General features: G+C 64.0%; 25 protein-coding genes and 3 tRNA genes. 21 read left to right on the plus strand and 7 right to left on the minus strand.

Annotated features, from left to right (window positions below):
- Positions 1-6 precede the first annotated feature (6 nt).
- Positions 7-969 (minus strand): TAXI family TRAP transporter solute-binding subunit, encoded by a 963-nt coding sequence (locus tag RGUI_RS04930; protein ID WP_081532026.1) that lies wholly within the window; start codon positions 967-969, stop codon positions 7-9.
- A gap of 153 nt (positions 970-1,122) precedes the next feature.
- Positions 1,123-1,692, minus strand: a complete 570-nt coding sequence (locus RGUI_RS04935) for a cupin domain-containing protein (protein ID WP_081532027.1) — start codon at positions 1,690-1,692, stop codon at positions 1,123-1,125.
- Positions 1,693-1,891: 199 nt separating this feature from the next.
- Here RGUI_RS04935 and gabT point away from each other — a divergent pair, with 199 nt between their 5' ends.
- From gabT to RGUI_RS04955, 4 genes are all read left to right on the plus strand, one after another.
- On the plus strand, positions 1,892-3,301 hold the full coding sequence (gene gabT, locus RGUI_RS04940) for a 4-aminobutyrate--2-oxoglutarate transaminase (RefSeq protein WP_081532028.1): 1,410 nt from the start codon (positions 1,892-1,894) through the stop codon (positions 3,299-3,301).
- A 110-nt stretch (positions 3,302-3,411) separates the two neighbouring features.
- On the plus strand, positions 3,412-4,731 hold the full coding sequence (locus RGUI_RS04945) for an aspartate aminotransferase family protein (RefSeq protein WP_081532029.1): 1,320 nt from the start codon (positions 3,412-3,414) through the stop codon (positions 4,729-4,731).
- A 29-nt stretch (positions 4,732-4,760) separates the two neighbouring features.
- Positions 4,761-5,315: a carboxymuconolactone decarboxylase family protein gene (locus RGUI_RS04950; protein ID WP_081532030.1), complete on the plus strand. Its 555-nt coding sequence runs from the start codon at positions 4,761-4,763 to the stop codon at positions 5,313-5,315.
- A gap of 100 nt (positions 5,316-5,415) precedes the next feature.
- Positions 5,416-6,894, plus strand: a complete 1,479-nt coding sequence (locus tag RGUI_RS04955) for an NAD-dependent succinate-semialdehyde dehydrogenase (RefSeq protein ID WP_081532031.1) — start codon at positions 5,416-5,418, stop codon at positions 6,892-6,894.
- Positions 6,895-6,929: 35 nt separating this feature from the next.
- Here RGUI_RS04955 and RGUI_RS04960 read toward each other — a convergent pair whose 3' ends face one another.
- Positions 6,930-7,931, minus strand: coding sequence for a TAXI family TRAP transporter solute-binding subunit (locus tag RGUI_RS04960; RefSeq protein WP_172841080.1), 1,002 nt, complete (start codon positions 7,929-7,931; stop codon positions 6,930-6,932).
- 139 nt (positions 7,932-8,070) lie between these two features.
- Here RGUI_RS04960 and RGUI_RS04965 point away from each other — a divergent pair, with 139 nt between their 5' ends.
- On the plus strand, positions 8,071-9,435 hold the full coding sequence (locus RGUI_RS04965) for a mechanosensitive ion channel family protein (protein ID WP_081532033.1): 1,365 nt from the start codon (positions 8,071-8,073) through the stop codon (positions 9,433-9,435).
- A gap of 162 nt (positions 9,436-9,597) precedes the next feature.
- On the opposite strand, the gene RGUI_RS04970 is transcribed toward RGUI_RS04965, so the two are convergent.
- A tRNA-Thr gene (locus tag RGUI_RS04970) sits at positions 9,598-9,672 on the minus strand.
- An 88-nt stretch (positions 9,673-9,760) separates the two neighbouring features.
- On the opposite strand from RGUI_RS04970, the gene RGUI_RS21685 reads away from it, so the two are divergent.
- The 14 genes from RGUI_RS21685 to RGUI_RS05035 all read left to right on the plus strand — a co-directional run bounded on the left by RGUI_RS21685 (position 9,761) and on the right by RGUI_RS05035 (position 18,172).
- Complete coding sequence (locus tag RGUI_RS21685; RefSeq protein WP_172841081.1) at positions 9,761-9,901, plus strand: hypothetical protein; 141 nt, start codon at positions 9,761-9,763, stop codon at positions 9,899-9,901.
- Positions 9,901-11,169 carry a UDP-N-acetylglucosamine 1-carboxyvinyltransferase gene (gene murA, locus RGUI_RS04975; RefSeq protein WP_081532034.1) on the plus strand — a complete coding sequence of 423 codons (1,269 nt, stop codon included), beginning with the start codon at positions 9,901-9,903 and terminating at the stop codon, positions 11,167-11,169. Before RGUI_RS21685 ends, murA begins: the two co-directional genes overlap by 1 nt.
- Entirely contained in the window at positions 11,166-11,642 is a 477-nt protein-coding gene (locus tag RGUI_RS04980; protein ID WP_081532035.1) for a DUF2948 family protein, read from the plus strand. Before murA ends, RGUI_RS04980 begins: the two co-directional genes overlap by 4 nt.
- 86 nt (positions 11,643-11,728) lie before the next feature.
- The gene (gene hisD, locus RGUI_RS04985; RefSeq protein ID WP_081532036.1) at positions 11,729-13,039 is read left to right on the plus strand and encodes a histidinol dehydrogenase; all 1,311 of its coding nucleotides are present in this window, start codon (positions 11,729-11,731) and stop codon (positions 13,037-13,039) included.
- Entirely contained in the window at positions 13,036-13,521 is a 486-nt protein-coding gene (locus tag RGUI_RS04990; protein WP_081532037.1) for a UPF0262 family protein, read from the plus strand. The genes hisD and RGUI_RS04990 overlap by 4 nt, the downstream gene beginning before the upstream one ends.
- A 1-nt stretch (position 13,522) precedes the next feature.
- The gene (locus RGUI_RS04995) at positions 13,523-13,990 is read left to right on the plus strand and encodes a low molecular weight phosphatase family protein (protein ID WP_081532038.1); all 468 of its coding nucleotides are present in this window, start codon (positions 13,523-13,525) and stop codon (positions 13,988-13,990) included.
- Positions 13,987-14,382 carry a ketosteroid isomerase-related protein gene (locus RGUI_RS05000; RefSeq protein ID WP_081532039.1) on the plus strand — a complete coding sequence of 132 codons (396 nt, stop codon included), beginning with the start codon at positions 13,987-13,989 and terminating at the stop codon, positions 14,380-14,382. The genes RGUI_RS04995 and RGUI_RS05000 overlap by 4 nt, the downstream gene beginning before the upstream one ends.
- Positions 14,379-14,966 carry a GNAT family N-acetyltransferase gene (locus RGUI_RS05005; protein WP_081532040.1) on the plus strand — a complete coding sequence of 196 codons (588 nt, stop codon included), beginning with the start codon at positions 14,379-14,381 and terminating at the stop codon, positions 14,964-14,966. Before RGUI_RS05000 ends, RGUI_RS05005 begins: the two co-directional genes overlap by 4 nt.
- Complete coding sequence (locus RGUI_RS05010; protein ID WP_081532041.1) at positions 14,963-15,856, plus strand: carbon-nitrogen hydrolase family protein; 894 nt, start codon at positions 14,963-14,965, stop codon at positions 15,854-15,856. The genes RGUI_RS05005 and RGUI_RS05010 overlap by 4 nt, the downstream gene beginning before the upstream one ends.
- Before the next feature lie 71 nt (positions 15,857-15,927).
- Positions 15,928-16,146, plus strand: coding sequence for a translation initiation factor IF-1 (infA, locus tag RGUI_RS05015; protein ID WP_043918791.1), 219 nt, complete (start codon positions 15,928-15,930; stop codon positions 16,144-16,146).
- A 3-nt stretch (positions 16,147-16,149) separates the two neighbouring features.
- On the plus strand, positions 16,150-16,728 hold the full coding sequence (locus RGUI_RS05020; protein ID WP_081532042.1) for a nucleoside triphosphate pyrophosphatase: 579 nt from the start codon (positions 16,150-16,152) through the stop codon (positions 16,726-16,728).
- Complete coding sequence (locus RGUI_RS05025) at positions 16,725-17,768, plus strand: ribonuclease E/G (protein ID WP_081532043.1); 1,044 nt, start codon at positions 16,725-16,727, stop codon at positions 17,766-17,768. Before RGUI_RS05020 ends, RGUI_RS05025 begins: the two co-directional genes overlap by 4 nt.
- On the plus strand, positions 17,765-17,950 hold the full coding sequence (locus tag RGUI_RS05030) for a DNA gyrase inhibitor YacG (RefSeq protein WP_081532044.1): 186 nt from the start codon (positions 17,765-17,767) through the stop codon (positions 17,948-17,950). Before RGUI_RS05025 ends, RGUI_RS05030 begins: the two co-directional genes overlap by 4 nt.
- Positions 17,951-18,097: 147 nt before the next feature.
- A tRNA-Phe gene (locus tag RGUI_RS05035) sits at positions 18,098-18,172 on the plus strand.
- Positions 18,173-18,373: 201 nt separating this feature from the next.
- Here the strand turns inward: RGUI_RS05035 and RGUI_RS05040 are convergent.
- From RGUI_RS05040 to tgt, 3 genes are all read right to left on the minus strand, one after another.
- Positions 18,374-18,448, minus strand: a tRNA-Val gene (locus RGUI_RS05040).
- A gap of 178 nt (positions 18,449-18,626) precedes the next feature.
- Positions 18,627-21,038: an endopeptidase La gene (lon, locus tag RGUI_RS05045; protein WP_081532045.1), complete on the minus strand. Its 2,412-nt coding sequence runs from the start codon at positions 21,036-21,038 to the stop codon at positions 18,627-18,629.
- A 788-nt stretch (positions 21,039-21,826) separates the two neighbouring features.
- Entirely contained in the window at positions 21,827-22,954 is a 1,128-nt protein-coding gene (tgt, locus tag RGUI_RS05050; RefSeq protein ID WP_081532046.1) for a tRNA guanosine(34) transglycosylase Tgt, read from the minus strand.
- Positions 22,955-23,196: 242 nt separating this feature from the next.
- Between tgt and RGUI_RS05055 the strand changes: the two genes are divergently transcribed.
- Entirely contained in the window at positions 23,197-23,634 is a 438-nt protein-coding gene (locus RGUI_RS05055; protein ID WP_216640102.1) for a hypothetical protein, read from the plus strand.
- Positions 23,631-23,966, plus strand: a complete 336-nt coding sequence (locus tag RGUI_RS05060) for a carboxypeptidase-like regulatory domain-containing protein (RefSeq protein ID WP_081532048.1) — start codon at positions 23,631-23,633, stop codon at positions 23,964-23,966. Before RGUI_RS05055 ends, RGUI_RS05060 begins: the two co-directional genes overlap by 4 nt.
- Positions 23,967-23,971 lie beyond the last annotated feature (5 nt).

Raw genomic sequence — 23,971 nt, forward strand, 5'->3', positions numbered from 1 at the left:
AGGGGATCACTCGATCCAGCCGCGCTCGCGATAGTATTTCTCGGCGCCCGGATGCAGCGGTGCGCTCAGACCGGCCGAGATCATCTCTTCTTCCTTGAGGTTGGCGAAGGCCGGGTGCAGGCCCTTGAAGCGCTCGAAGTTGTCGAACACGGCCTTGACGACCTCATAGACCACGTCATCGGGCACGTCGGAGGAGGTCACGAACGTCGCCTTGACGCCGAACGTGTCGACATCTTCTGGGGTGCCCTTGTACATGCCGCCCGGGATCACGGCCTTGGCGTAGAACGGGTTGTCTGCAACCAGCGTGTCGATGGCCTCACCCGTCACGGGCACCAGCAGCGCATCCACGGTCGAGGTCGCCTCCTGGATGGACCCGTTGGGATGGCCCACGGTGTAGATGATCGCATCCACCTTGTTGTCGCCCAAGGCGGCAGACTGTTCGGCGGGTTTCAGTTCGGAGGCCAGCGCAAAGTCATCTTCGGACTTGCCCATGGCCTTCAGCACGACATCCATGGTGGCCCGCTGGCCGGAACCCGGGTTGCCGACATTCACACGCTTGCCGAACAGATCGTCAAAGGTCGTAACGCCGGAATCGGCGCGGGCGACCACGGTGAAGGGCTCGCCATGCACCGAGAAGACGGCGCGCAGCTTGTCAAATTGCTTGCCCTCGAACTGCGACGTGCCGTTATAGGCGTGGTACTGCCAGTCGGACTGGGCCACGCCCATATCCATGTCGCCCGCCGCAATCGCGTTGATGTTGGCGATCGACCCGCCCGTGGACGGCGCGGTGCATTTCAGGCCCGTCTGGGCGGTGTTGCGGTTCACCAGCCGGCAGATCGACTGACCGACCACGAAGTACACGCCCGTCTGGCCACCGGTGCCGATGGTGATGAAGCGTTCCTGCGCCGTGGCCGCGGTTGCGAAAAGCGCCATCGACGCGCCCAGCGTCGCAAGCTTGAGTGGTTTCATGGGTCTTCTCCCTGTACCTTCGTGTTGAGAACAGGTTTCTGCAAACACCTGTTCGTTTGTACGGCCACGCTAGCAGCCCGGCGAGTCACGTCAAAGAAATTCCAGAACACGACGTCCGGTGCTCTGAACGCGACCCACCTGTTGACGCACCGCCTAAAATGTCGGCGGCGTACATGCGCTGATGATAACGCATGGCGCGTCGGAAATGTTCCGAAACCGGTGCGGCAGCCGGCTGTCGAACAGGTAGCCGTCGCCGGGATTGAGCACGCGGACCTGCTCACCCACGGAAATCTCGATCAGGCCCGAGACGACGATTCCCGCCTCCTCGCCTTCGTGGCGCAACATTTCGGGCCCGGTATCGGCACCGGGGGGATAGGTCTCGTGCAGGACCTGAAGCGCGTGGCGAGAGGCCTCCCCCAGTTGCCGGAGCGAAACCCGCGCCGCCCCGTCCCCAAGCCCGATGTCCTGTGGCGACAATTCGATGAACTCGTCCGGAGCATAGAAGTATTTCGGGGCGCGTTCCTGTTCGACGGTCGAAAAGAACTCCGACAGGTTCATCGGGATCGCATCGAGCAAGCTCTTGAGCGATGCCACCGACGGGCTGGACTTGTTCTGCTCGATCAACGAGATCGCGCTGCTGGTCAGGCCGGCGCGCCCGGCAAGTTCCCTCTGCGACATGCCCCGCGATTCTCGCACTTCCCGCAGGCGATGACCGATATCCAAGTGATAAATTCCCTCATGGAGCGTCAAGTTTATTAAGCGGCTGAAGCCGCCCCCGGTCAACAGAAATTTTTTATCTCACAAAAACATGATATTGACGCCACCGTCCGCGGACACCACCTCGAATGCCGACACCTTTATTGACAATTATAATGGCCTTGTGGCAAATAAACTGGCCATCACGCGCCACAGGAGGCCTGCCATGACCACCGCCACGAAGCCGCGCAAACCGCGTTCCCGCCCTTCCCCCAAAACCGCCACAACGGTCGCAGAACGGGCCACGACCGTCAAAACCACAACCGCCACCCCGACGGCGAGCAACGCGGCACTCTGGTCGCGGCGCGACGCCGCGGTCGCCCGCGGCGTGGCCTCTGCCGCCCCGATCTTTGCAGACCGGGCTGAGAACGCAGAGCTTTGGGATGTCGAAGGCAACCGCTATATCGACTTTGCCGGCGGCATCGCGGTGCTGAACACAGGGCATCGTCACCCCAAGGTGGTCGCCGCCGCGAAGGCACAGGAAGACCGGTTCACCCACACTTCTTTCCAGGTCGTGCCGTACGAATCCTACATCGCACTGGCCGAGAAGCTGAACGCGCTGGCCCCGGGCGATTTCGCGAAGAAGTCCCTTCTGGTGACGACCGGCGCCGAGGCGGTCGAGAACGCCGTCAAGATCGCCCGTGCCGCCACCGGCCGGCCCGGCGTGATCGCCTTCACGGCCGGCTATCACGGCCGTACGCTGCTGACGCTGGGGCTGACCGGCAAGGTTTCGCCCTACAAGAAAGACGTAGGCCCGTTCCCGGGTGACCTCTACCGCGTGCCGTTCCCAAGCACGCGCGACAAGATCACCGTCGAGGATTCGCTCCGCGCGCTGGAAATGCTGTTCCTGACCGATGCGCAACCCGACCGAGTCGCGGCGATCATCCTCGAACCCGTCCTCGGTGAAGGCGGCTATTACCCGGCACCGGCCGAACTTTGGCAGGGGCTGCGCGCGATCTGCGACCGGCACGGTATCCTGCTGATCGGCGACGAGATCCAGTCGGGTTTCGGCCGCACCGGGACGTGGTTCGCAGTCGAACATTCCGGCGTCGTTCCCGATCTCATCACAGTGGCGAAAAGCATGGCGGGCGGTTACCCGCTGGCCGGCGTGATCGGCCGGGCCGAGGTGATGGACGCCCTGGCCCCCGGCGGCCTTGGCGGCACCTATGGCGGAAACCCGGTGGCCTGTGCCGCCGCGCTCGCCGCCATCGAGGCGCTGGACAGCGAGGGGCTGCTGACCCGCTCCGCCGCCCTGGGCGACACCATGCGCACACGGTTCTCCGAGATCGGCGCAAGGGTCGCGCCGTGGCGGATGTGGGACATCCGCGGCCTTGGCGCGATGCTGGCGGTGGAATTCGTCACCGATTTCGAAACCGCCGCGCCGGATGCCGCCCTGACCAAGGCAGTTGTGGCGCATGCGCTGAAACGGGGCCTGATCCTGTTGGCCTGCGGTATGCATGGCAATGCGCTGCGGATCATGGTGCCGCTGACGGCGTCGGACGAGATCATCGAAGAGGGGTTCGCGATCTTCGAAGCGGCCCTGGCCGACGCCATCGCGGAGACGGCGGCAGCCTGAATCAGACAGACGGGGCGCGCCGCAGCGTGCGCCCCGGTTGCTTTTTCCGGCAAGGCAGGCAGGCTGGAGGGGTGCAAGGCCCGATCGGGCTGCTATCAGAGGATCCGCCGATGTCGCATATCTTTCCCAGGCACACCCGCCAATTGCCACCCGTCGCCGTGTCGGGCGATGGCTGTTATCTGATCGACGCCTCGGGCAAGCGATATCTCGACGCGTCCGGCGGCGCCGCGGTGTCCTGCCTCGGCCATTCCGATCAGGCGGTGATCGACGCGATCAAGACGCAACTCGACACGCTGGCCTTCGCCCATACCGGGTTCTTCACCTCCGAACCCGCGGAAAAACTCGCCGATCTGCTGATCGCCAATGCACCGGCCGGGATCGACCGCGTCTATCTCGTCTCTGGCGGGTCGGAGGCGACGGAGGCCGCGATCAAGCTGGCCCGGCAATACTGGGTCGAGAAGGGGGAGCCCAAGCGCGGCCGCCTGATCGCCCGCAAGCAAAGCTATCATGGCAACACCATCGGCGCGCTCAGCGCGGGCGGCAACGAGTGGCGCCGCGCGCAGTTCGGCCCGCTTCTTCTGGATGTCAGCCATATCGACCCCTGCTATGCCTACCGCTATCGCCGCGATGACGAGAGCGCCGAAGACTACGGCAAACGCGCCGCGCAAGCGCTGGAGGACGAGATCCTGCGGGTCGGCCCCGAAACCGTGATGGCCTTCATGGCGGAACCCGTGGTGGGCGCGACAGCGGGTGCACTTGCGCCAGCGCCCGGCTATTTCAAGCGGATCCGGGAAATCTGCGATAAATACGGTGTCCTTCTGATCCTTGACGAGGTCATGTGCGGTATGGGCCGCACCGGCACGCTTTTCGCCTGTGAACAGGATGGCGTGTCGCCCGACATCGTCTGCATCGCCAAGGGGCTGGGCGCGGGCTATCAGCCGATCGGCGCGATGCTTTGTTCCGCCGAGATCTATTCCGCCATCGAACAAGGCTCGGGCTTCTTCCAGCATGGCCACACCTATATCGGCCATCCGACTGCCGCGGCCGGCGGGCTTGCCGTGGTCAGTGCGATCCTCGAGCGTGGACTCGTGCCGCGGGTGCAGGCTCAGGGCGAGAAACTGGCGACCAAGCTTGCCGAGCGGTTCGAGCAGCACCCCCATGTGGGCGATCTGCGCGGGCGGGGCCTGTTCCGCGGCATCGAACTGGTCGAGGACCGCGCGACCAAAGCACCCTTCGATCCATCGCGCGGTGTTGCGGGCAAGATCAAGAAGGCGGCCTTTGAAGAGGGACTGATCTGCTACCCGATGTCGGGCACAATCGACGGGCGGCAGGGCGATCATATCCTGTTGGCGCCTCCCTTCATCGTTGAAGACGACCAACTCGACGAACTGATCGACAAGCTGTCACGCGCCATCGCGGCGGTGATCTGACGCAACGGCGAGCGGATGTGAGGCACAGAATGTCAGAGATTTCCGATTTCGCCCCGATCAGCGACGCTGGCTGGCCCGAAGCGGTGGAGGACCTGCGCACGGGTTTTGCCGGCGGGCTGAACGTCTATCGCACGATGGCGCATCACCCCGCGCTTCTGCGCGCCTGGGCGCCTTTGCGCGAGCATGTCGTGAACCGCTCGGCCCTGGGCAAGGAACGGCTTGAAGTCGTCATCCTGCGCACCGGTTTCCGGCTGGGGTCCGATTATGAATGGGCGCAGCATGTGGTTCGGGCGCGGGCCTGCGGGTTGGACGATGCGCGCATCCGGGCGGTCAAAGGCCCGCTTAAGGACATGAACGCAGGCGACCGCCTGCTTGCCGGCGCCGTGGACGAGTTGTTCGCAGACAAGGCACTCAGCGCAACGACGCAAACCGATCTTGTCGCGGGCTTCGGCAAGGCCGGCATGCTCGACCTGATCGCGACCGTGGGGTTCTACAGCACGCTTGGCTACATGCTGAACAGCTGCGGCACACCGCTGGACGATGACATCGCCGCCGAACTGGCCGCACACCCCCTGCCCGGCTGAGCCGATGGAACAGGTCCGCCGCGGGGCCCGTTGAACTGTGAGAGACACCTGCCCGGCGGCGCCGCATCCGCGCCCCGGCCGACAAGAGGATGAAGACCCAATGCTGGACGACCAGACCAACCTGTCCAATTTGCTGAACGATCCCGATCTGCTGGCGACGAAGGCATATCTGGCCGGCGAGTGGAGCGATGCAGACGATGGGGCGACCTTCGCCGTCACCAACCCCGCCCGCGGCGACGGGATTGCCCATGTTGCCGATCTGACCCGGGCAGAGACCGCCCGCGCCATCGATGCCGCCTACGCCGCGCAGAAAGACTGGGCCACCTGGACCGGCAAGGAACGCGCGGCCGTCCTGCGCAAATGGTACGACCTGATGGTCGCCCATGCCGATGACCTTGCCACGATCCTGACCGCCGAGCAGGGCAAGCCCCATGCCGAGGCGCGTGGAGAGATCCTTTACGGGGCCTCCTTCATCGAATGGTTCGCGGAGGAGGCCAAGCGGGTCTATGGCGAAACCGTCCCCGGCCACCAGCGCGACAAGCGCATCACCGTGATCAAGCAGCCGATCGGCGTGGCCGCCTCGATCACGCCGTGGAACTTCCCCAACGCGATGATCACCCGCAAGGCCGGGCCGGCACTGGCCGCCGGCTGCGCCTTTGTTGCGCGGCCCGCCGCCGAAACACCGCTTTCGGCGCTTGCGCTTGGGGTTCTGGCGGATCGCGCCGGAATTCCCAAGGGTGTTTTGTCGATCATCCCGTCCTCGCGTTCCTCCGATATCGGCAAGGAGTTCTGCGAGAACCCCAAGGTCCGCAAGCTGACCTTTACCGGCTCGACCGAGGTGGGTCGTATCCTGCTGAAACAGGCGGCCGACCAGGTCATGAAATGCTCGATGGAACTGGGCGGCAACGCGCCCTTCATCGTCTTCGATGACGCCGATCTGGACGCGGCGGTCGAGGGGGCGATGATCTCCAAGTACCGCAACAACGGGCAGACCTGTGTCTGCGCCAACAGGATTTATGTGCAGGCCGGGGTCTATGACGCCTTCGCCGAGAAACTTGCCGCCGCGGTCGCGAAAATGCCGGTGGGTGATGGGCTGTCGGGCGACGCCCAGCTTGGGCCGTTGATCAACGACGCCGCGGTGGAGAAGGTGGAAGAACACATCGCCGACGCAGTGTCGAAGGGCGGGTCGGTCATGACCGGCGGCAAGCGGCATGCCCTTGGCGGCACCTTCTTCGAACCCACCATCGTCACCGGCGCCACGCGCGAGATGGCGTTTGCCAAAGAGGAAACCTTCGGCCCCCTTGCGCCGCTTTTCCGGTTCGAGACCGTGGACGAGGTGATCGAGTTGGCCAACGACACGATCTTCGGGCTGGCGGCCTATTTCTACGCGCGCGATCTGTCCCGCGTGACGAAAGTGCAGGAGGCGCTGGAATACGGCATGGTCGGCGTAAACACCGGCCTGATCTCGACCGAGGTCGCCCCCTTCGGCGGGGTCAAGCAGTCCGGTCTCGGCCGGGAGGGAAGCCACCACGGCATGGATGAGTTCCTGGAGATGAAATACATCTGCACCGCGGTGTAAGTAGTACCGGCGGTGCAAGTCCCGGGTGGGCCGCCCTACGGTCGCAGCCCGGCCTCTTCATAGAACCGGCGGGCTGCCCCATGAAGCGGGGCAGTCAGCCCGTCGTGCAACATCTGTCCGGTGTCGAATTCCGCGAAAGACGGGTGGCGGGCCCGAAACTCCGCCAATCCGTCCACCAATGCCTCGGCCACGGTCCGCACGGCCGCCGGCGGGGTTCGTGACGTTGTCACGAGCGTCGCGGCCAGCGCAAACGTATCGACACTTGAGGTTTGGCCCGGATAGGTCCCGCCGGGAATTGCATAGCGGAAGAAAAACGGGTGCTCCGCGACAAGCCGGTCTGAAATCTCCCGGTCCACCGGAACAAGGATGATGTCGCAGGACGACAGGATATCTTCTACCGCGAGATTGGGATGGGCAATCACCAACACCGCCGCGTCGATATCCCCGTCACACAACGCCTTGGCCAGCTCCGTCGCCCTCAGGTCGGCGATATGGGCGAAGTCGGCAGCGCCCCACCCCATTTCCGCCATTACCATTTCCATCGTGGCACGCCCACCTGACCCCAAGGGACCGATGCTCACCCGCTTGCCAACAATGTCGGACAGACGTGCGATCCCGCTCGTGCCGCGGGCAAGGATCGAGAACGGCTCTGGGTACAGTGACATGACAGAGCGCAGGGACCGGTCGGGACCGCGCCCTTCGAACACATCCGTTCCGTTCACGGCGTGGAACTGCCAATCCGACTGGACGATGGCAAACCCTGCATCGCCCCGCCGCAGCGCCTGAAGGTTCTCGATCGAACCGCCGCTTGCCTGGGTCAGGCAGCGCACCCCCGACGTCCAGCGGCGGGCGTTCACCAGCGCGCAGATCGTGCCGCCCGCGTAGTAATAGACCCCGCTGCGGTCACCGGTGAACAGTGTGACAAGCCGGGGCGGCACATTGCCCGCCCCTTGGGCCGACAGCGCATAGAATGACAGGGCAAGAACCAGAAGCGCGCGGGTGAAAACCGTCTTTCGCAAGGCATTGGCGAGCAACATCCTGGCATGTCCTTCAGGCAGTTCCGGAACCGGAACGAGGTTAACAAGGCAGGCGAGAAAGGAAAGCCTGCACCTGACATGTTGCCTCCAGCCCGACTTCGGAGAAATACTGAAGATATCGGGGGGTGCCGGGGGCCTCATGGAAAGCTATCAGCGACTGATCGACGTCATTTCTCTGGAAAACCTGCATATGCGGGCAGAGCATTGGGCTCTGACGCGGTTGCTGGTCCGGGAAACGCTGCTCCAAGTCGCGGTTCTGGTCGCGGTCATGGCGCTTTGCCTTCTGGTCGCACGCATGGCGCGCCCGCGTGTCCGGCGGCTTGTCGGTTGGAAGGGGCTGCGGCGCCGGTCGCGGCGAAACCTGCGCGGCGCCCTCGTGGAACTCGCCGCCCCGATCCTTGGTCTGCCGATCATCGGCGCGCTGGCCTTCGGGGCCCGCCTGTCCGGTCTGCCAAACGGTCTGATGATCGTCGCGCTTCAACTGCTGCTGGCATGGATTGTCATCCGGCTGCTGTCGCAGGTCATTGGCACCGCATTCTGGTCCCGCTTGGCCTTTGCCGTGGCCTATTTCATTGCCGCGGCCAGCATTCTCGGCTTTCTCGAATCGCTGATCGTTGGGCTTGACCGGCTGGACGTCACCTTTGCATCGATCCACCTGTCCGCACTCGACCTTCTGCGCGGGATGGTGCAACTCGCTGTCCTGGTCTGGGCGGCCCTTGTGATCGCCCAACTGGGCGAGAACTATGTCCAAGGCGCACGCGGCATGGCGCCGTCCCTGCGGGTTCTGACCGGAAAGCTGCTGCGGCTCGGGCTGGTTGCCACCGCGTTGCTCATCGCCCTTACGAATATCGGCATCGACATCACCGCCTTCGCACTGGTCACCGGCGCCCTCGGGGTCGCCCTCGGCTTCGGCATGCAGAAGACGGTGTCCAACCTCATCAGCGGGCTGCTCCTGCTGATCGATCGGTCGATCAAACCCGGGGACGTCCTTGAACTGACCGATCCCGGCAACCGCAACGTCCAACTCTTCGGCTGGGTGACGGCGCTGAACGCACGCTACGTGTCTCTGACCACGCGCGATGGGACCGAATGGCTCGTCCCGAACGAAGAGCTTATCTCGCAACGGATCGTCAACTGGTCCTACAATCACCAACGATTGCGCTTGCTGACACCGATTGCGATCTCGTTCGACTGCGATGTTCGCCTGGCCATGGAGATCGCGGTGAAAGCGGCCCGCAAGACGCCCCGCGTCCTGCAAGACCCCGCGCCGGTCTGCCGTTTGATGAGCTTCGGTGACAGCTGTGTGAACCTGGAACTGCGGTTCTGGATCGAAGATCCCACGAACGGGATCATCAATGTGCGAAGCGATGTGCTGGTGTCGGTGTGGGACGAGTTCCGGGCAAACGGCATCCGGACCCGCCTTGGGCATCGCGATCTTTTCATCAAGGGCGACTCGGAACTCACGGTCCGCATGGTCCCCGCGTCGGACGGCCAATCCACCTAGACGGCAAGCGTCGGAGATTTGAAAAGGGGGGCGGTCATTCAGACAAGAGTTTCGGCGCAGGGCCGGAATATGGCCCGCAGCTTGCCCTCACTAAATAGCGACGGAAAAAACAAGGCGCTGCGCACCATACCGCGAATAGACTGATCGTCTAAATGAGATAGATGGTGCCGCAGGGGAGGATTGAACTCCCGACCTCACCCTTACCAAGGGTGCGCTCTACCACTGAGCTACTGCGGCCTCTCGTGTGGGCGGCTGATTAGACGCTATCGCGCCGCGACGCAAGCGCTATCTGGACGGTTTTTTTCCGCTACGCTAGAGAAGGGGCATGGCAGAAAAGACCCCGAAAAAGAGCCGCCCGAAAGCGGAGAACCCGCGGCAGGAACGTCTCAAGCAGGCGTTGAGGGCCAATCTGGCAAGGCGCAAGGCGCAAACCCGCGCGCGCAAGGGGCAGGACGAGCAGAACTGATGGACAAGATCGTGATCCGCGGCGGTGTGCCGCTCAAGGGAGACATCCCTATAGCCGGGGCCAAGAATGCCTGCCTCGCCCTGATGCCGGCGACGTTGCTGACAGATGCGCCGCTGACGCTGATGAATGCGCCGCGACTGTCGGACATCCGGACGATGACGACGCTTCTTCAATCGCTTGGCGCGGAAGTGTCGACCCTGCATCGGGGCAAGGTGCTTGCCCTTTCCTCCCATGACCTGACGAGCGAGCGCGCCGAATATGACATCGTGCGCAAGATGCGCGCCTCGATCCTTGTGCTCGGGCCGCTGCTGGCCCGGACCGGGCGGGCGGAGGTCTCGCTTCCCGGCGGATGTGCCATCGGGGCGCGGCCGGTCGATCTGCATCTCAAGGCGCTGGAGGCGATGGGCGCGGAACTGGACCTGCGCGATGGCTATGTCCATGCAAAGGCGCCGGGCGGCCTGAAAGGGGCCGTGGTCGAGTTTCCCCATGTCTCGGTCGGGGCGACTGAAAATGCGCTGATGGCGGCCACGCTGGCCAAGGGCACCACGGTGCTGAAACGTGCGGCGCGAGAGCCGGAGATCGTGGACCTTGCCCGCTGCCTGCGCGCCATGGGCGCCCAGGTCGAAGGCGAAGGCACCGACACGATCACCGTTCAGGGCGTCAGCGCGCTGGGCGGGGCAACGCATCGCGTCGTCACGGACCGGATCGAGCTTGGCACCTATATGCTGGCCCCTGCTATCACGGGCGGCGACGTGACCTGCCTTGGTGGGCGGCTGGACCTTGTCCCCGCCTTCGCCGAGAAACTCGACGCGGCCGGTGTCTCGGTTGAAGAGACCGACAGGGGTGTCCGCGTGTCCCGCAAGAATGGCGGGATCGGCGCGGTCGATGTTGCGACCGAACCCTTCCCCGGCTTTCCAACCGACCTGCAGGCGCAGATGATGGCCCTATTGTGCACGGCAGACGGGGTCAGCCATCTGGAGGAAACGATCTTCGAAAACCGGTTCATGCACGCGCCCGAACTGATCCGGATGGGTGCTCGGATCGACGTGGCGGGCGGCACCGCGACGGTGACAGGTGTCGAACGCTTGAAAGGCGCGCCGGTCATGGCGACGGATCTGCGTGCCAGCGTTTCGCTGATTCTGGCGGGTCTGGCGGCAGAGGGCGAAACGGTTGTCAGCCGTGTCTATCACCTCGACCGCGGCTACGAGAAGGTGGAGAGCAAGCTTGGCGCCTGCGGGGCGCGGATCGAACGGGTCGACGACGAATGACGCAGGATGCGAGCTTTCAGGACGGAGCCGAGGAGCCGCTGCGGCTGGTGGCGCTCGACGCCGATGACCTTCAGGTGATCTCGGCCCTTGCGCAGGATGCCGTCCTGCCGGTGACCGAAATGACTTGGGACCGGCGTTCACGGCGGTTTTCGATGCTGTTGAACCGGTTCCGCTGGGAAGATCGGACGGCGGCGGAACGGCGCGGGCGACCGGTGGAACGGGTCCGGTCGGTGCTGAGCGTGAGTGGCGTCGACCATGTGGCCAGCCAGGGGTTCGACCGCCGCGATGACGACCTTGTCCTGTCGCTTCTCTCGGTCACGTTCGAGGCCGGCGAAGACGGCGCCGGGCGTGTCGCGCTGACACTCGCCGGGGACGGGGCCATCGCGGTCGATGTCGAATGCCTTGAGGTGACCCTGACCGACGTCACCCGCCCCTATGCGGCGCCGTCAGGCAAGACACCGGAGCATCGCTGAGCCCCCGTCCGCACACCGACGCTTTGGGGTGTTCACCCTCCCCGCGATTGCCGCTACACAGAACGGGACAGTTTGCGAGGGACAAGATGCCCGTATTTCTCGATACAAGTGCGCCGGGGTTCGAGGACGATTTCGCGGCGCTTCTGAGCGCCAAGCGTGAGGACAGCCCGGACGTGGACGACACCGTCGCCGCGATCATTGCCGATGTCCGCGCGCGCGGCGACGCGGCCGTGATCGAACTGACCGACCGCTTTGACCGGCTGAGTCTGACCCCTGAGACGCTGGCCTTTTCGGCCGAGGAGATCGAGGCCGCCTGTGCCACGGTTCCCGATGACGAACGCGCGGCCCTTGAACTCGCCGCAGAGCGGATCCGGGCCTATCACGTCCGCCAAAAACCCGACGATGCCACATGGACGGACCCCGAAGGCGCGACGCTGGGCTGGCGCTGGACGCCAGTGTCGGCGGCGGGGCTTTACGTGCCCGGGGGGCTGGCCTCCTACCCGTCTTCGGTCCTGATGAACGCGATCCCGGCACAGGTCGCGGGGGTGGAGCGGCTGGTGATCTGCGCGCCCACGCCCGAGGGCAAGGCAAATCCGCTGGTGCTTCTGGCCGCGAAACTGTCGGGGGTGGACACCGTCTATCGTATCGGTGGGGCCCAGGCGATTGCAGCGCTCGCCTATGGCACCGACACGATTCAGCCCGTCGACAAGATCACCGGGCCGGGCAATGCCTATGTCGCCGCGGCGAAACGGCGGGTGTTCGGCAAGGTGGGGATCGACATGATCGCCGGTCCATCCGAAATCCTCGTGATCGCTGACAAAGACAACGACCCCGACTGGGTGGCCATCGATCTTTTGTCCCAGGCCGAGCACGATGAAAGCGCGCAATCGATCCTGATCACCGATGACGCGGAGTTTGGCCGGGCCGTCGCCGCCGCGGTCGATCGGCATCTTGAAACCCTGGAACGCCGCGCCATCGCCGGGGCAAGCTGGCGCGATTTCGGCGCCGTCATCACGGTGCGAAATCTCGACGAGGCAGCCGAGCTTTCCAATCGCGTCGCGCCCGAACACCTGGAGCTTTGCGTTGCCGACCCAGATGCACTGTCGGAAAAGATCACCCATGCCGGCGCAATCTTCCTGGGCCAATGGACACCGGAGGCCATCGGCGACTATATCGGCGGGCCGAACCACGTTCTGCCGACCGCGCGGTCGGCCCGGTTCTCCTCGGGCCTAAGCGTGCATGACTTCATCAAGCGCACGACGCTGGCAAAGATGACGCCCGCCGCGCTGAAGGCCATCGGACCCGCCGCCGAAACGCTGGCGATCTCGGAAAGCCTGGAGGCACACGGGCTGTCGATCCGCGCGCGGCTGAACCGGTTGAACGAGGCAGAGACATGACCACCGCGCGCCTGACCCATGTGGAACTGGACGATTCCAACCTGCCCCCGCCCACGCCGGAGATCGAGCAGGAACGGAAGGTCGCGCTTTTCGACCTGATGGAGGACAACTCCTTCGGCCTGCCGGGGCGCGAAGACCGGCCAGCGCCGGACGGCCCCTATCGCCTGACGCTATCGATCCGCGAAAAGCGGCTGGTGTTCGACGTCAAGACCGAAACAGGTGATCCGGCGGCAGAGTTCCATTTGTCGCTGTCCCCGTTCCGGCAGGCGGTGAAGGACTATTGGCAGATCTGCGAAAGCTATTTCGACGCGGTCAAGCGCCTGCCCCCCAGCCAGATCGAGGCCATTGATATGGCCCGTCGCGGCATCCACAACGAAGGTGCGCGCATCCTGCAGGAACGGCTCGACGGTAAGGCCGATCTCGACATCGATACCGCGCGACGGCTGTTCACCCTTGTTTGCGTCTTGCATCACGGGGGTTGAGGTGCCGGGGAAAATCCCGTCCTCCGTGTTGTTCTGCTGCGACCACAATTCGGTCCGCTCCCCCATGGCCGAGGGGATCATGAAGAAGTTCTATGGCGATGCCAGTTTCGTTCAGTCGGTCGGCGTCCACAACGACCGGGAGGTCGACGGCTTTTCCGTCGCCGTGTGCGAGGAACTGGGCGTCGAGATCGACCGCCATCAGGCCCGCTCTTTCGACGAGATGGAGGATTGGGGCGACGACCTGTCGGGCTTTGATCTGATCATCGCGATGTCACCGGCCAGCCTGCGCCGGGCACAGGAACTGACGCGCTACTATCATCTGGACGTGGAATACTGGCCGATCCTCGACCCCACAGGTCTGGGCGAGACCCGCAATGACAAGCTGGACGCCTATCGCCAGACCCGCAACCAGATCATAGACCGGCTGATCGACCGGTTCGGAAAACCAAGGGAGGGCCACAGACCATGAGCCATGACGTGATCGAACGCTATTTCGCGGCCTTCAACGCGGGCGACACCCCCGGCATGCTGGCCGAACTGTCCGAAGACATCGACCATCATGTGAACGAAGGGAAGATCCGGCGCGGCAAACCGGCCTTTGCGGAGTTCTGTGCCCACATGTCCCGCTGCTACCGCGAGACGCTGACCGACATGGTGATCTTCACGACGGCGGATGGCACGCGGGCAGCGGCTGAATATGTGGTCAACGGCACCTATCTGGAAACCGACGAAGGGCTGCCCGCGGCAACCGGCCAGACCTACCGCCTGCCCGCCGGATCCTTCTTCACGCTCAAGGACGGCAAGATTTCCCGCGTGACCACCTATTACAATCTGGCCGACTGGCTGGCGCAGGTGTCATGAGCCTGCAATTCCGCGCGCTGACCGGCCCCGACCTGACCGCCGCGCTGGACGATCTGGCGGCCTTGCGGATCAGGGTCTTTCGGGACTGGCCGTATCTTTACGACGGCGACCACGCCTATGAACGGCGCTACATGGAAAGCTACCGCGACAACGACCGGGCGATCCTCGTGGCTGCCTTTGACGGCGATCGCCTTGTCGGGGCCGCAACGGGTACGCCGATGGCGGATCATGCCGACGATTTCGCCGCGGCGTTCGAGGGGCAAGACCACGCCCTTGGGGACATCTTCTATTGCGCCGAAAGCGTTCTGCTGCCCGAGTTTCGCGGCCAGGGTGCCGGCCACACCTTTTTCGACCTGCGAGAGGCGCATGCCCGCAAACTGGGTCACAGATACAGCGCGTTCTGCGGGGTCGTGCGCCCCGACGACCACCCGCTGCGCCCCGCGGGCTATCGCCCGCTGGATCCGTTCTGGCGCAAGCGGGGCTATGAACCTCTGCCAGGCGCGGTGGCATGGTTCACATGGAAAGACGTCGATCAGCCCAACACGACCCGCCACCCGCTGCAATTCTGGATCAAGGACCTATGAGGATCGCGGCGGCCGCCTATCCGATCGATTGGCATGACAGTTGGTCAAGCTTCGAGGACAAGCTATCGGCTTGGGTTGCAGAAGCCGCGGACGCAAAGGCCGAACTGATCGTCTTCCCAGAATATGGGGCGATGGAACTGGCCTCACTGGCGGGCCCGGCCGTCGCAGGCGATCTGGAGGGCGCGCTTCGCGCGGTTTCTGACCTGATGGAGCGGGCAGACGCGCTCCATGCCCGCCTGGCGATCGAACATGGCATGCACATTTTGGGGGCCAGCGCGCCGGCCTGGGCCGGTGAACGCCCCGTGAACCGCGCCCGCCTGTTCGGGCCAGGGGGTCAGACCGACTTTCAGGACAAGCAGATCATGACCCGGTTCGAGCGGGAGACATGGGATGTACACTCCGGCAACGCGCTGAAGCTTTTCGAGACATCGCTTGGCCGGATCGGCGTGCTGATCTGCTATGACGCGGAATTTCCCCTGCTGGCGCGGGCGCTGGTCGAGGCCGGGGCGGAGATTCTGCTCGTCCCCTCCTGCACCGATACGCTGGCGGGATACTGGCGGGTGCGCGTGGGCGCCATGGCCCGCGCGCTGGAAGGACAATGTGTCGTCGTCCATGCCCCCACCGTCGGCATGGCCCCGTGGTGCCCCGCGGTCGATGAAAACACCGGCGCCGCCGCCATCTATGGTCCGCCCGACATCGGGTTTCCGGCCAGCGGCGTTCTGGCCGAAGGCAGGATGACCACCCCCGGCTGGGTCCATGCCGAAATTGATATTGCGGCGATCAAGCAGGTGCGCGAAAGCGGGCAGGTTCTGAATTTCCGCCATTGGGACGAACAGGCCGACCGCATCGCCCGCGTCGTCCGGACCGAATTCAGCGCATTTAGTCCTTGAACTACAGGTTAATCGGGCGCATCTACTTGGTCGCCCGGAATCTGGCCGGGCATACCAAAGATGGAGTAACCATGGCCAAGGAAGAAATGCTCGAATTTCCTGGCGTCGTGAAGGAACTCCTGCCGAACGCGACATTCCGGGTCGAGCTGGACAACGGCCATGAGATCATCGCACATACGGCAGGCAAGATGCGCAAGAACCGCATCCGCGTTCTGGCCGGCGACCGGGTTCAGGTCGAAATGACCCCCTACGATCTGACCAAGGGTCGGATCAACTATCGCTTCAAGTAAGCCTTGCGGCTGATCCTCGGCTCTGCAAGCCCGCGCCGGAGGGAGCTTCTGGCGCAACTCGGTGTCGTGCCGGACGACATTCGCCCCGCCGATATCGACGAAACGCCCCGCAAGACTGACCTGCCCCGCCCCTATTGCGCCCGTATGGCCACCGAAAAGGTCCGCGCGGTCACCGCAGCCGAGGACGAACTGGTGCTCTGCGCCGATACCACGGTGGCGCTGGGGCGGCGCATCCTCGGCAAGCCGGCGACGGCCGCAGAGGCCGCGGAATTCCTTCTGGCGCTTTCCGGGCGCCGGCATCGCGTGATCACCGCCGTGGCGCTGAAGCTTGGCGGGCGGCTTTGGGAACGCGATGTCGTGACCAGCGTCAAGATGAAGCCTTTGTCCGATACCGAACTGAACGCCTATCTCGCCTCGGGGGAATGGCAGGGCAAGGCGGGCGGCTACGGCATTCAGGGCATGGCCGGGACCTTCATTCCGTGGATCAACGGCTCGTTTTCCGCCGTGGTCGGCCTGCCGCTGGCCGAAACCGCCGCCCTGTTGGCTGGCGCGGGCTATCCTATCTACAGGGCAGACGCATGAAGGGCAGTGCCGCCTATCTCGACGCGATCAACGGGCGCAAGGCCGCCGCGCTGATGGTTGACGGGAAACTTGAAGACCTGCTGATCGATCCCCCGTCCGACATACCGGCGCCCGGCGCAGTCTTCCGCGCCGTGGTCGACCGGCAGGTGAAGGGCCAGGGCGGCGTCTTCCTGCGCCTGCCCGAGGGGCGCGCGTTCCTGCGGCAGGCAAAGGGACTTACGCCCGGCCAAGGGATGCTGGTTCAGGTCACCGGCTATGCCGAACCCGGCAAGGCCGTGCCGGTCACATCGCGCCTGCTGTTCAAGAGCCGCTATGCCATCGTCACCCCCAATGCGCCAGGGATCAACGTCTCCCGCGCGATCCGGGAGGAGGACGAACGCGACCGTCTTCTGCTGACCGCCCATGAGGCGATGGCCGACGCACCGGACGATCTTGGCCTGATCTGCCGCTCTGCCTGCGCCGATGTCGAGGCGGAAACCATCGCCGAAGACATCGCGTCCATGCGCGAGATGGCCGAGGCGATCACAGTCGAGCCTGCGAACGGGGCGCCCGAATTGCTTCTCGATGCGCCCGATGCGCATCTGCGCGCCTGGATCGACTGGGCCGCGCCCACCCCCGACAGCGTGACCGACACGCCCGGCTGTTTCGACGATGCCGGCGTGGCAGAAGCCATCGACGCCCTCACGGGACCGGCGCCCCTGCCCGATGGCGGTACGGTGTTCGTCGAGCCGACCCGGGCCCTTGTGGCGGTCGACGTGAACACCGGCCGCGATACCTCGCCCGCAGCTGGTCTGAAGGCGAACATCGCCGCGGCCCGCGCCCTGCCCCGGCTGTTGCGTCTTCGGGGTCTCGGCGGTCAGATCGTCATTGACTTTGCTCCTATGCCCAAACGCGACCGCGTGCGGGTGGAACAGATCCTCAAGTCCACATCCCGGTCCGATCTGGTGGAAACCACATTTGTCGGCTGGACGCCCTTGGGCCATGCGGAACTGACCCGCAAACGGGAACGCCTGCCCCTGACCGAGCTTATGGCCCGATGACCTGCCCGATCTGCAAGAAACCCTCCTCCCCCGACTACCGCCCATTCTGCTCGCGCCGTTGCGCCGATATCGACCTCGGCAAGTGGCTGTCGGGCAGCTACACGATCCCCGGAGAGTCCGTTGCAGTCGCGGATCACGACGAGGCCCAGCGTCCCCGCAATGGTGAACCCGGCGACAGCTAGGGCCGTCCGGCGGAGAGCGGTAGCAGCCGCGTCCTGGAACACTCTATCAACGTGAAAAAAGGCGAAGTTTCCCGCCTGCCCCCTCTGGACACCACCCCGTAGCTCCCTTACACACTCTCCACCCACGGCGATGATCGCCGGTCCCGTGCCCGGGTAGCTCAGGGGTAGAGCAGTGGATTGAAAATCCTCGTGTCGGTGGTTCGATTCCGCCCCCGGGCACCACAGTATCCTGAAATCATTCCGATGCCTGCTCCTGTGGCGATTTGTGCGGCGTTAAACAGAATGCGAATACACCGGTATCATACCGTCCCGACAGTCACCGGATTTCGCACTTCCCGACCCATCTGCCAAAAGCCATTGTACAGGCGCAAACGCCAAAAAGAATGCCGGCACAGCTAGGCAACGAAGCACCGCATGGCAGGATGGTGGGTGATGAGAGATTCGAACTCCCGACATCTTCGATGTGAACGAAGCGCTCTACCACTGAGCTAATCACCCGGTGCGGCGCGTATTAGACGTCCGGCGCAGGGAGTGCAAGGGGAAAACAGGTGCGAATCTGACTGGTAGCGGCGGCAGGTCGAGGCTTCATCCCGCCAGCGTGCCACGCAGGCCCCGGACGTGAAAACACCGGGCGCGGGGCCCGGTGTTTGTCGTTCATCTCAGGGGCGGCTTCGCCTCAATGCGCCGCGATCTGGCCTGTGTCTTCATGGCCGGCGGCAGAGGCCGCCTTTGCGGCCGCCTCTTCCGCTGCCTCGTCCCATTCTATGGGCTCGGGCTCACGGATCAGGGCGTGTTTCAGGACGTCGCGCACATTGGCCACGGGAATGATCTCCAGCCCCTCTTTCACGTTGTCGGGGATCTCGGGCAGGTCCTTCTCGTTCTCCTCGGGGATCAGAACCGTCTTTATCCCGCCGCGAAGGGCCGCGAGCAGTTTCTCCTTCAAGCCGCCGATCGCCAGCACATTGCCGCGCAGCGTGACCTCGCCCGTCATGGCGATGTCCTTTCGGACGGGGATACCGGTCAGAACCGAAACAATGGACGTCACCATCGCGATGCCCGCCGACGGGCCATCCTTGGGCGTCGCCCCCTCGGGCACGTGGACGTGGATATCCCATTTCTCGAACCGGGGCGGCTTCACACCGATCTCGGGCGCGATGGACCGCACGAAGCTGGAGGCCGCGTCGATGGATTCCTTCATCACATCGCCAAGCTTGCCGGTGGTCTTCATCCGCCCCTTGCCGGGCAGTTTCAGCGCCTCGATGGACAGAAGATCGCCGCCCACCTGCGTCCAGGCAAGCCCGGTCACCACGCCGACCTGATCCTCCTTCTCGGCAAGGCCATAGCGGAACTTCTTGACCCCAAGGAAATCCTCAAGGTTTTCCGGCGTGACGGTGACCTTGTCGGCTTCCTTCTTCACCAGCTTGGTCACGGCCTTGCGGGACAGCTTCGCGATCTCACGCTCAAGGTTCCGCACCCCGGCTTCCCGGGTATAGCGGCGCACGATTTCCGTCAGCGCGTCGTTCGAAAGCTCGAATTCCTTCTCCCGCAGACCGTGGTTCTTCATCTGCTTGGGAATCAGGTGGCGCGTGGCGATTTCCTGCTTCTCGTCCTCGGTATAGCCGGCAAGGCTGATGATCTCCATCCGGTCCAAAAGCGGCCCCGGCATGTTGTAGGAGTTCGCCGTGGTCAGGAACATCACGTTGGACAGGTCATATTCGACCTCAAGGTAATGGTCCACGAAGGTGGAGTTCTGTTCGGGGTCCAGCACCTCTAGCATCGCGCTGGCCGGGTCGCCGCGAAAGTCCTGCCCCATCTTGTCGATCTCGTCGAGCAGGATAAGGGGATTGGTCGACTTCGCCTTCTTCATCGACTGGATGATCTTGCCAGGCATGGAGCCGATATAGGTCCGACGGTGGCCGCGGATCTCGGATTCATCCCGCACACCGCCAAGGCTGATGCGGATGAACTCCCGCCCCGTCGCACGCGCAACCGATTTGCCCAGCGAGGTCTTGCCCACGCCCGGCGGGCCGACAAGGCACAGGATCGGGCCCTTCAGCTTCTTGCTGCGCTGTTGCACGGCAAGATATTCGACGATCCGTTCCTTGACCTTTTCAAGCCCGTAGTGGTCGTCGTCCAACACCTTCTCGGCGCGGGTCAGGTCCTTCTTGACGCGGGTCTTCTTTTCCCACGGGATCGAGAGAATCCAGTCGAGGTAATTGCGCACGACCGTTGCCTCGGCCGACATCGGCGACATCGACTTCAGCTTCTTGATCTCGCCCTCGGCCTTTTCCAGCGCCTCTTTCGAGAGACCGGCATTGTGGACGCGCTCTTCCAGCTCGGCGATCTCGTTCTGGCCTTCGTCGCCATCGCCAAGTTCGCGCTGGATCGCCTTCATCTGTTCGTTCAGGTAGTATTCCCGCTGGGTCCGCTCCATCTGGCTCTTGACCCGGGTCTTGATCTTCTTCTCGACCTGCAGAACGCTCATCTCGCCCTGCATCAGGCCAAAGACCTTTTCCAGTCGTTCGGACACCGACAGCGTTTCAAGAAGCTCCTGCTTCTGCTCCACCTCTACGCCCAGATGGCCCGAGATCAGGTCCGCCAGCTTGGCCGGTTCCCGCGTCTCGGAAACCGTCGAAAGCGCCTCTTCGGGGATGTTCTTCTTGACCTTGGCATAGCGTTCGAACTCTGCCCCGACCGAGCGCAGAAGCGCCTCAACCGCGGCGGCATCGCCCAGTTCCTCGGTCAGTGCCTCGCAACTGGCCTCGAAGAAGCTGTCGTTGTCCAGAAAGTCCGTGATGCGCACACGCGCCTTGCCCTCGACCAGAACCTTCACGGTTCCGTCGGGCAGTTTCAGAAGCTGCAGGACATTGGCCAATACCCCCGTCCGATAGATGCCGTCTGCCGTCGGCTCATCCACGGCCGGGTCCATCTGGGCCGACAGCAGGATCTGCTTGTCGTCCTGCATGACCTCTTCCAACGCGCGAACGGATTTCTCACGCCCCACGAAAAGCGGCACGATCATATGCGGAAAGACCACGATGTCGCGCAATGGCAGGACAGGATAGGACTGGGTGATTTGCTCGGTCATTCGTATTCCCGTGATATGGCAAGGAAACTCTGGCCCCGGTTCCCGGCGGCCTTTGGCTCCCTCCTCTCTGGTACGACTAGGTGGGCCTTGTGCCGCACTATTCAACCAGACTCTGTAAGCATTTCGATACAGAATGCCTCGCTCGGTCCGAACAAGCAAGCGTCCAGTTCCTCACTATCGCTGACTGAATTCACCTGCGAATGCGGGCGCTCAGCGGGTCTCCGGCGCTCTGCCGCGACCGCAGCCAGATGGCAGATATCCGAATTTCCAACGTCGCGTATGGCCCAGATTATATTTTATTATCAATGCACTAAGCAAAGCCACTTGATAACCAGACAGGTGTTCAGGAGGGCGAAGCAAGGCACGCCCCCCTTGGACTGCACCGCTGGCTGCGGGACTTGTTCATCAAGATGAACGGAAGATGAACAGAAGGTTAACCACGATACAGGTCGTAAGGATGACCATGAACCGCTTGCCCGCGGCGTTGCTTGCCTCCGCCGCAGCTGCATTTTCGCCTCTGGCCGCCACGGCAGACAGCGACCAAGCGGCCATCGAAGCCTCGGGGCCTCCAATCATGCGCAAGCGTCCTTCGTAAGCCTCACCCGTTCCGATTTCGGAGCAGACCCATGCCGGGGGCTTTGCAGTTCGGCACACCTCCGGCTGCGCGAGCCGCTGGCCGTCGTGTCTTGCGATCGGCTTTGGAGGAACAAGATGCCGTCTCGCGGGAAGACAAGGGGCGTTGGTCGTGGCCCCCGGTGTCTATCCACCGGGACCTGACGACCGGCGCTTCAGAGCGGCGGGATATCGCCTTCCTCGCGCAAGCGGTGAAACTCGTGCGCATAATCGGCAAAGCGACCGTCGACAATCGCGGCCCGCAACCCGGCCATCAACTCCTGATAGTAATGAAGGTTGTGCCAAGTCAGCAGCATGGAACTGATGATCTCGCCCGCGCGGAAGACATGATGCAGATAGGCACGCGAATAGCTGCGGCAGGCCGGGCAGGCGCAGGCCTCGTCCAGCGGGCGGGGATCGTCCGCATGGCGCGCGTTCTTGATGTTGACCACACCGCGGCGGGTAAAGGCCTGCCCTGTCCGCCCCGACCGCGAGGGTAGAACGCAGTCCATCATGTCGACCCCGCGGGCCACGGCCCCGACGATGTCATCGGGCTTGCCCACCCCCATCAGATAACGCGGCCGATCCACGGGCAGCATGTCGGGCGCGTAGTCCAGCACCTCGAACATCGTCTCCTGCCCCTCGCCCACGGCCAGCCCGCCGATGGCGTAGCCGTCGAACCCGATCCCGGTCAGTCGTTCCGCGCTTTCCGCCCGCTGATCGCGGAAGACGCTGCCTTGCTGGATGCCGAACAGGGCGTGGCCCGGCCGGTCGCCGAACGCTTCGCGCGACCGCGCGGCCCAGCGCATCGACAACTCCATGCTGGCGCGGGCCGTCACCTCGTCGGCCGGAAACGGCGTGCATTCGTCGAACGCCATCACGATGTCGGAGCCAAGAAGGCGCTGGATCTCCATGCTGCTTTCGGGGCTCAGCATGTGGCGGGAGCCGTCGATGTGAGACCGAAACGTCACCCCCTCCTCGGTCAGCTTGCGCAACTCGGCCAGGCTCATCACCTGGAACCCGCCGGAATCCGTCAGGATCGGCTTGTCCCAGTTCATGAAGCGGTGCAGCCCGCCCAACCGGTCGATCCGTTCCGCCCCCGGGCGCAGCATCAGGTGATAGGTGTTGCCAAGCAGGATATCGGCCCCGGTCGCCGCCACGCTTTCCGGCATCATCGCCTTGACGGTCGCCGCCGTCCCGACCGGCATGAAGGCAGGCGTGCGGATTTCGCCGCGCGGCGTGTGGATGACACCCGTGCGGGCCTTGCCGTCCGTTTGGTCGAGGGTGAAGCTGAACCGCGTCATGCCCGCCCGAATACAGACGGATCGAACGCCGCACAAGCGCCCGCCCCGTCCACGGCGTCAAATCTGTCACTGCAACCGGGAATTGGTTAACACCCGGAATCGGTGTATTCTTTTCCCCGGAAAGACAATGGGTTGTCTTGAAAGGGGAATATCATGATGAGCGGCGCGATCTACATCCTGTCGATGCTGGGGGGCATCGCGGCAATCGTCGGGGGGTCATATTCCTGTTCCGGCAAAAGGTCGTGGTGACAGAAGAGGGCCATGTGACGGACATCGAGATCCCGCTGCTGGGCAAGGTGAAAAGCAACTACCCCTCGGTGATCATCGCCTTCATCGGCGCGGCGATCCTGATCTACACTGTCTCCCGCGTCGATCCGGAGGTGCCGACCATCGACCTGTCGGCCGCCGTCGGCGTGGCAGAGGGCACCCAGACCAGCAGCTTGCCGGTGATCATCGCCGCGGTGCCCCAGCAATATCTGGGCCTGACAACGCTGGACGAGGCCGGCCGCGGCAAGTTCGACTTCAAGGTCGAGCGTACGCACGACACCGCCTACAACGTCGTGGTCCTGCAACCGGTGGAGATCACCGAGGACGGGATCACCCGCTATCAATCGATCCACGGTCCCGCCGAGATAACCGAAGACCAGAAACACCTGCTGTTCGAGGGAGTGCTGAGATGACCCGCCTGTCGATCCTGACCGCCGCCCTGTGCGGCGCCCTTGCCCTGCCCGCCGCGGCCGCCGATGCGGTCAAGGGCATGGTGGTGACCCAGACCAACACGCCCGTGCAGGGCTATCCCGTCATGATCGTGCGCGAACGCGACGGCGCAACCTTTGTCGCCATCACCAGCTATGGCGGCTTTTTCACCATGGGCGGGCTGCTGCCCGGCGCCTACCGGATCAAGGGCGCGACGCAAACCGGCGACTGGCTGACCTTTCAGCTTCCCCCCGGCAAGGGCGCGATCATGGACCTGCCCCGGATCGTCGTGCAGACCGGGCGCGTGGTGAAATAGCCCCG

Source organism: Rhodovulum sp. P5, assembly GCF_002079305.1.
GTDB lineage: Bacteria > Pseudomonadota > Alphaproteobacteria > Rhodobacterales > Rhodobacteraceae > Rhodovulum.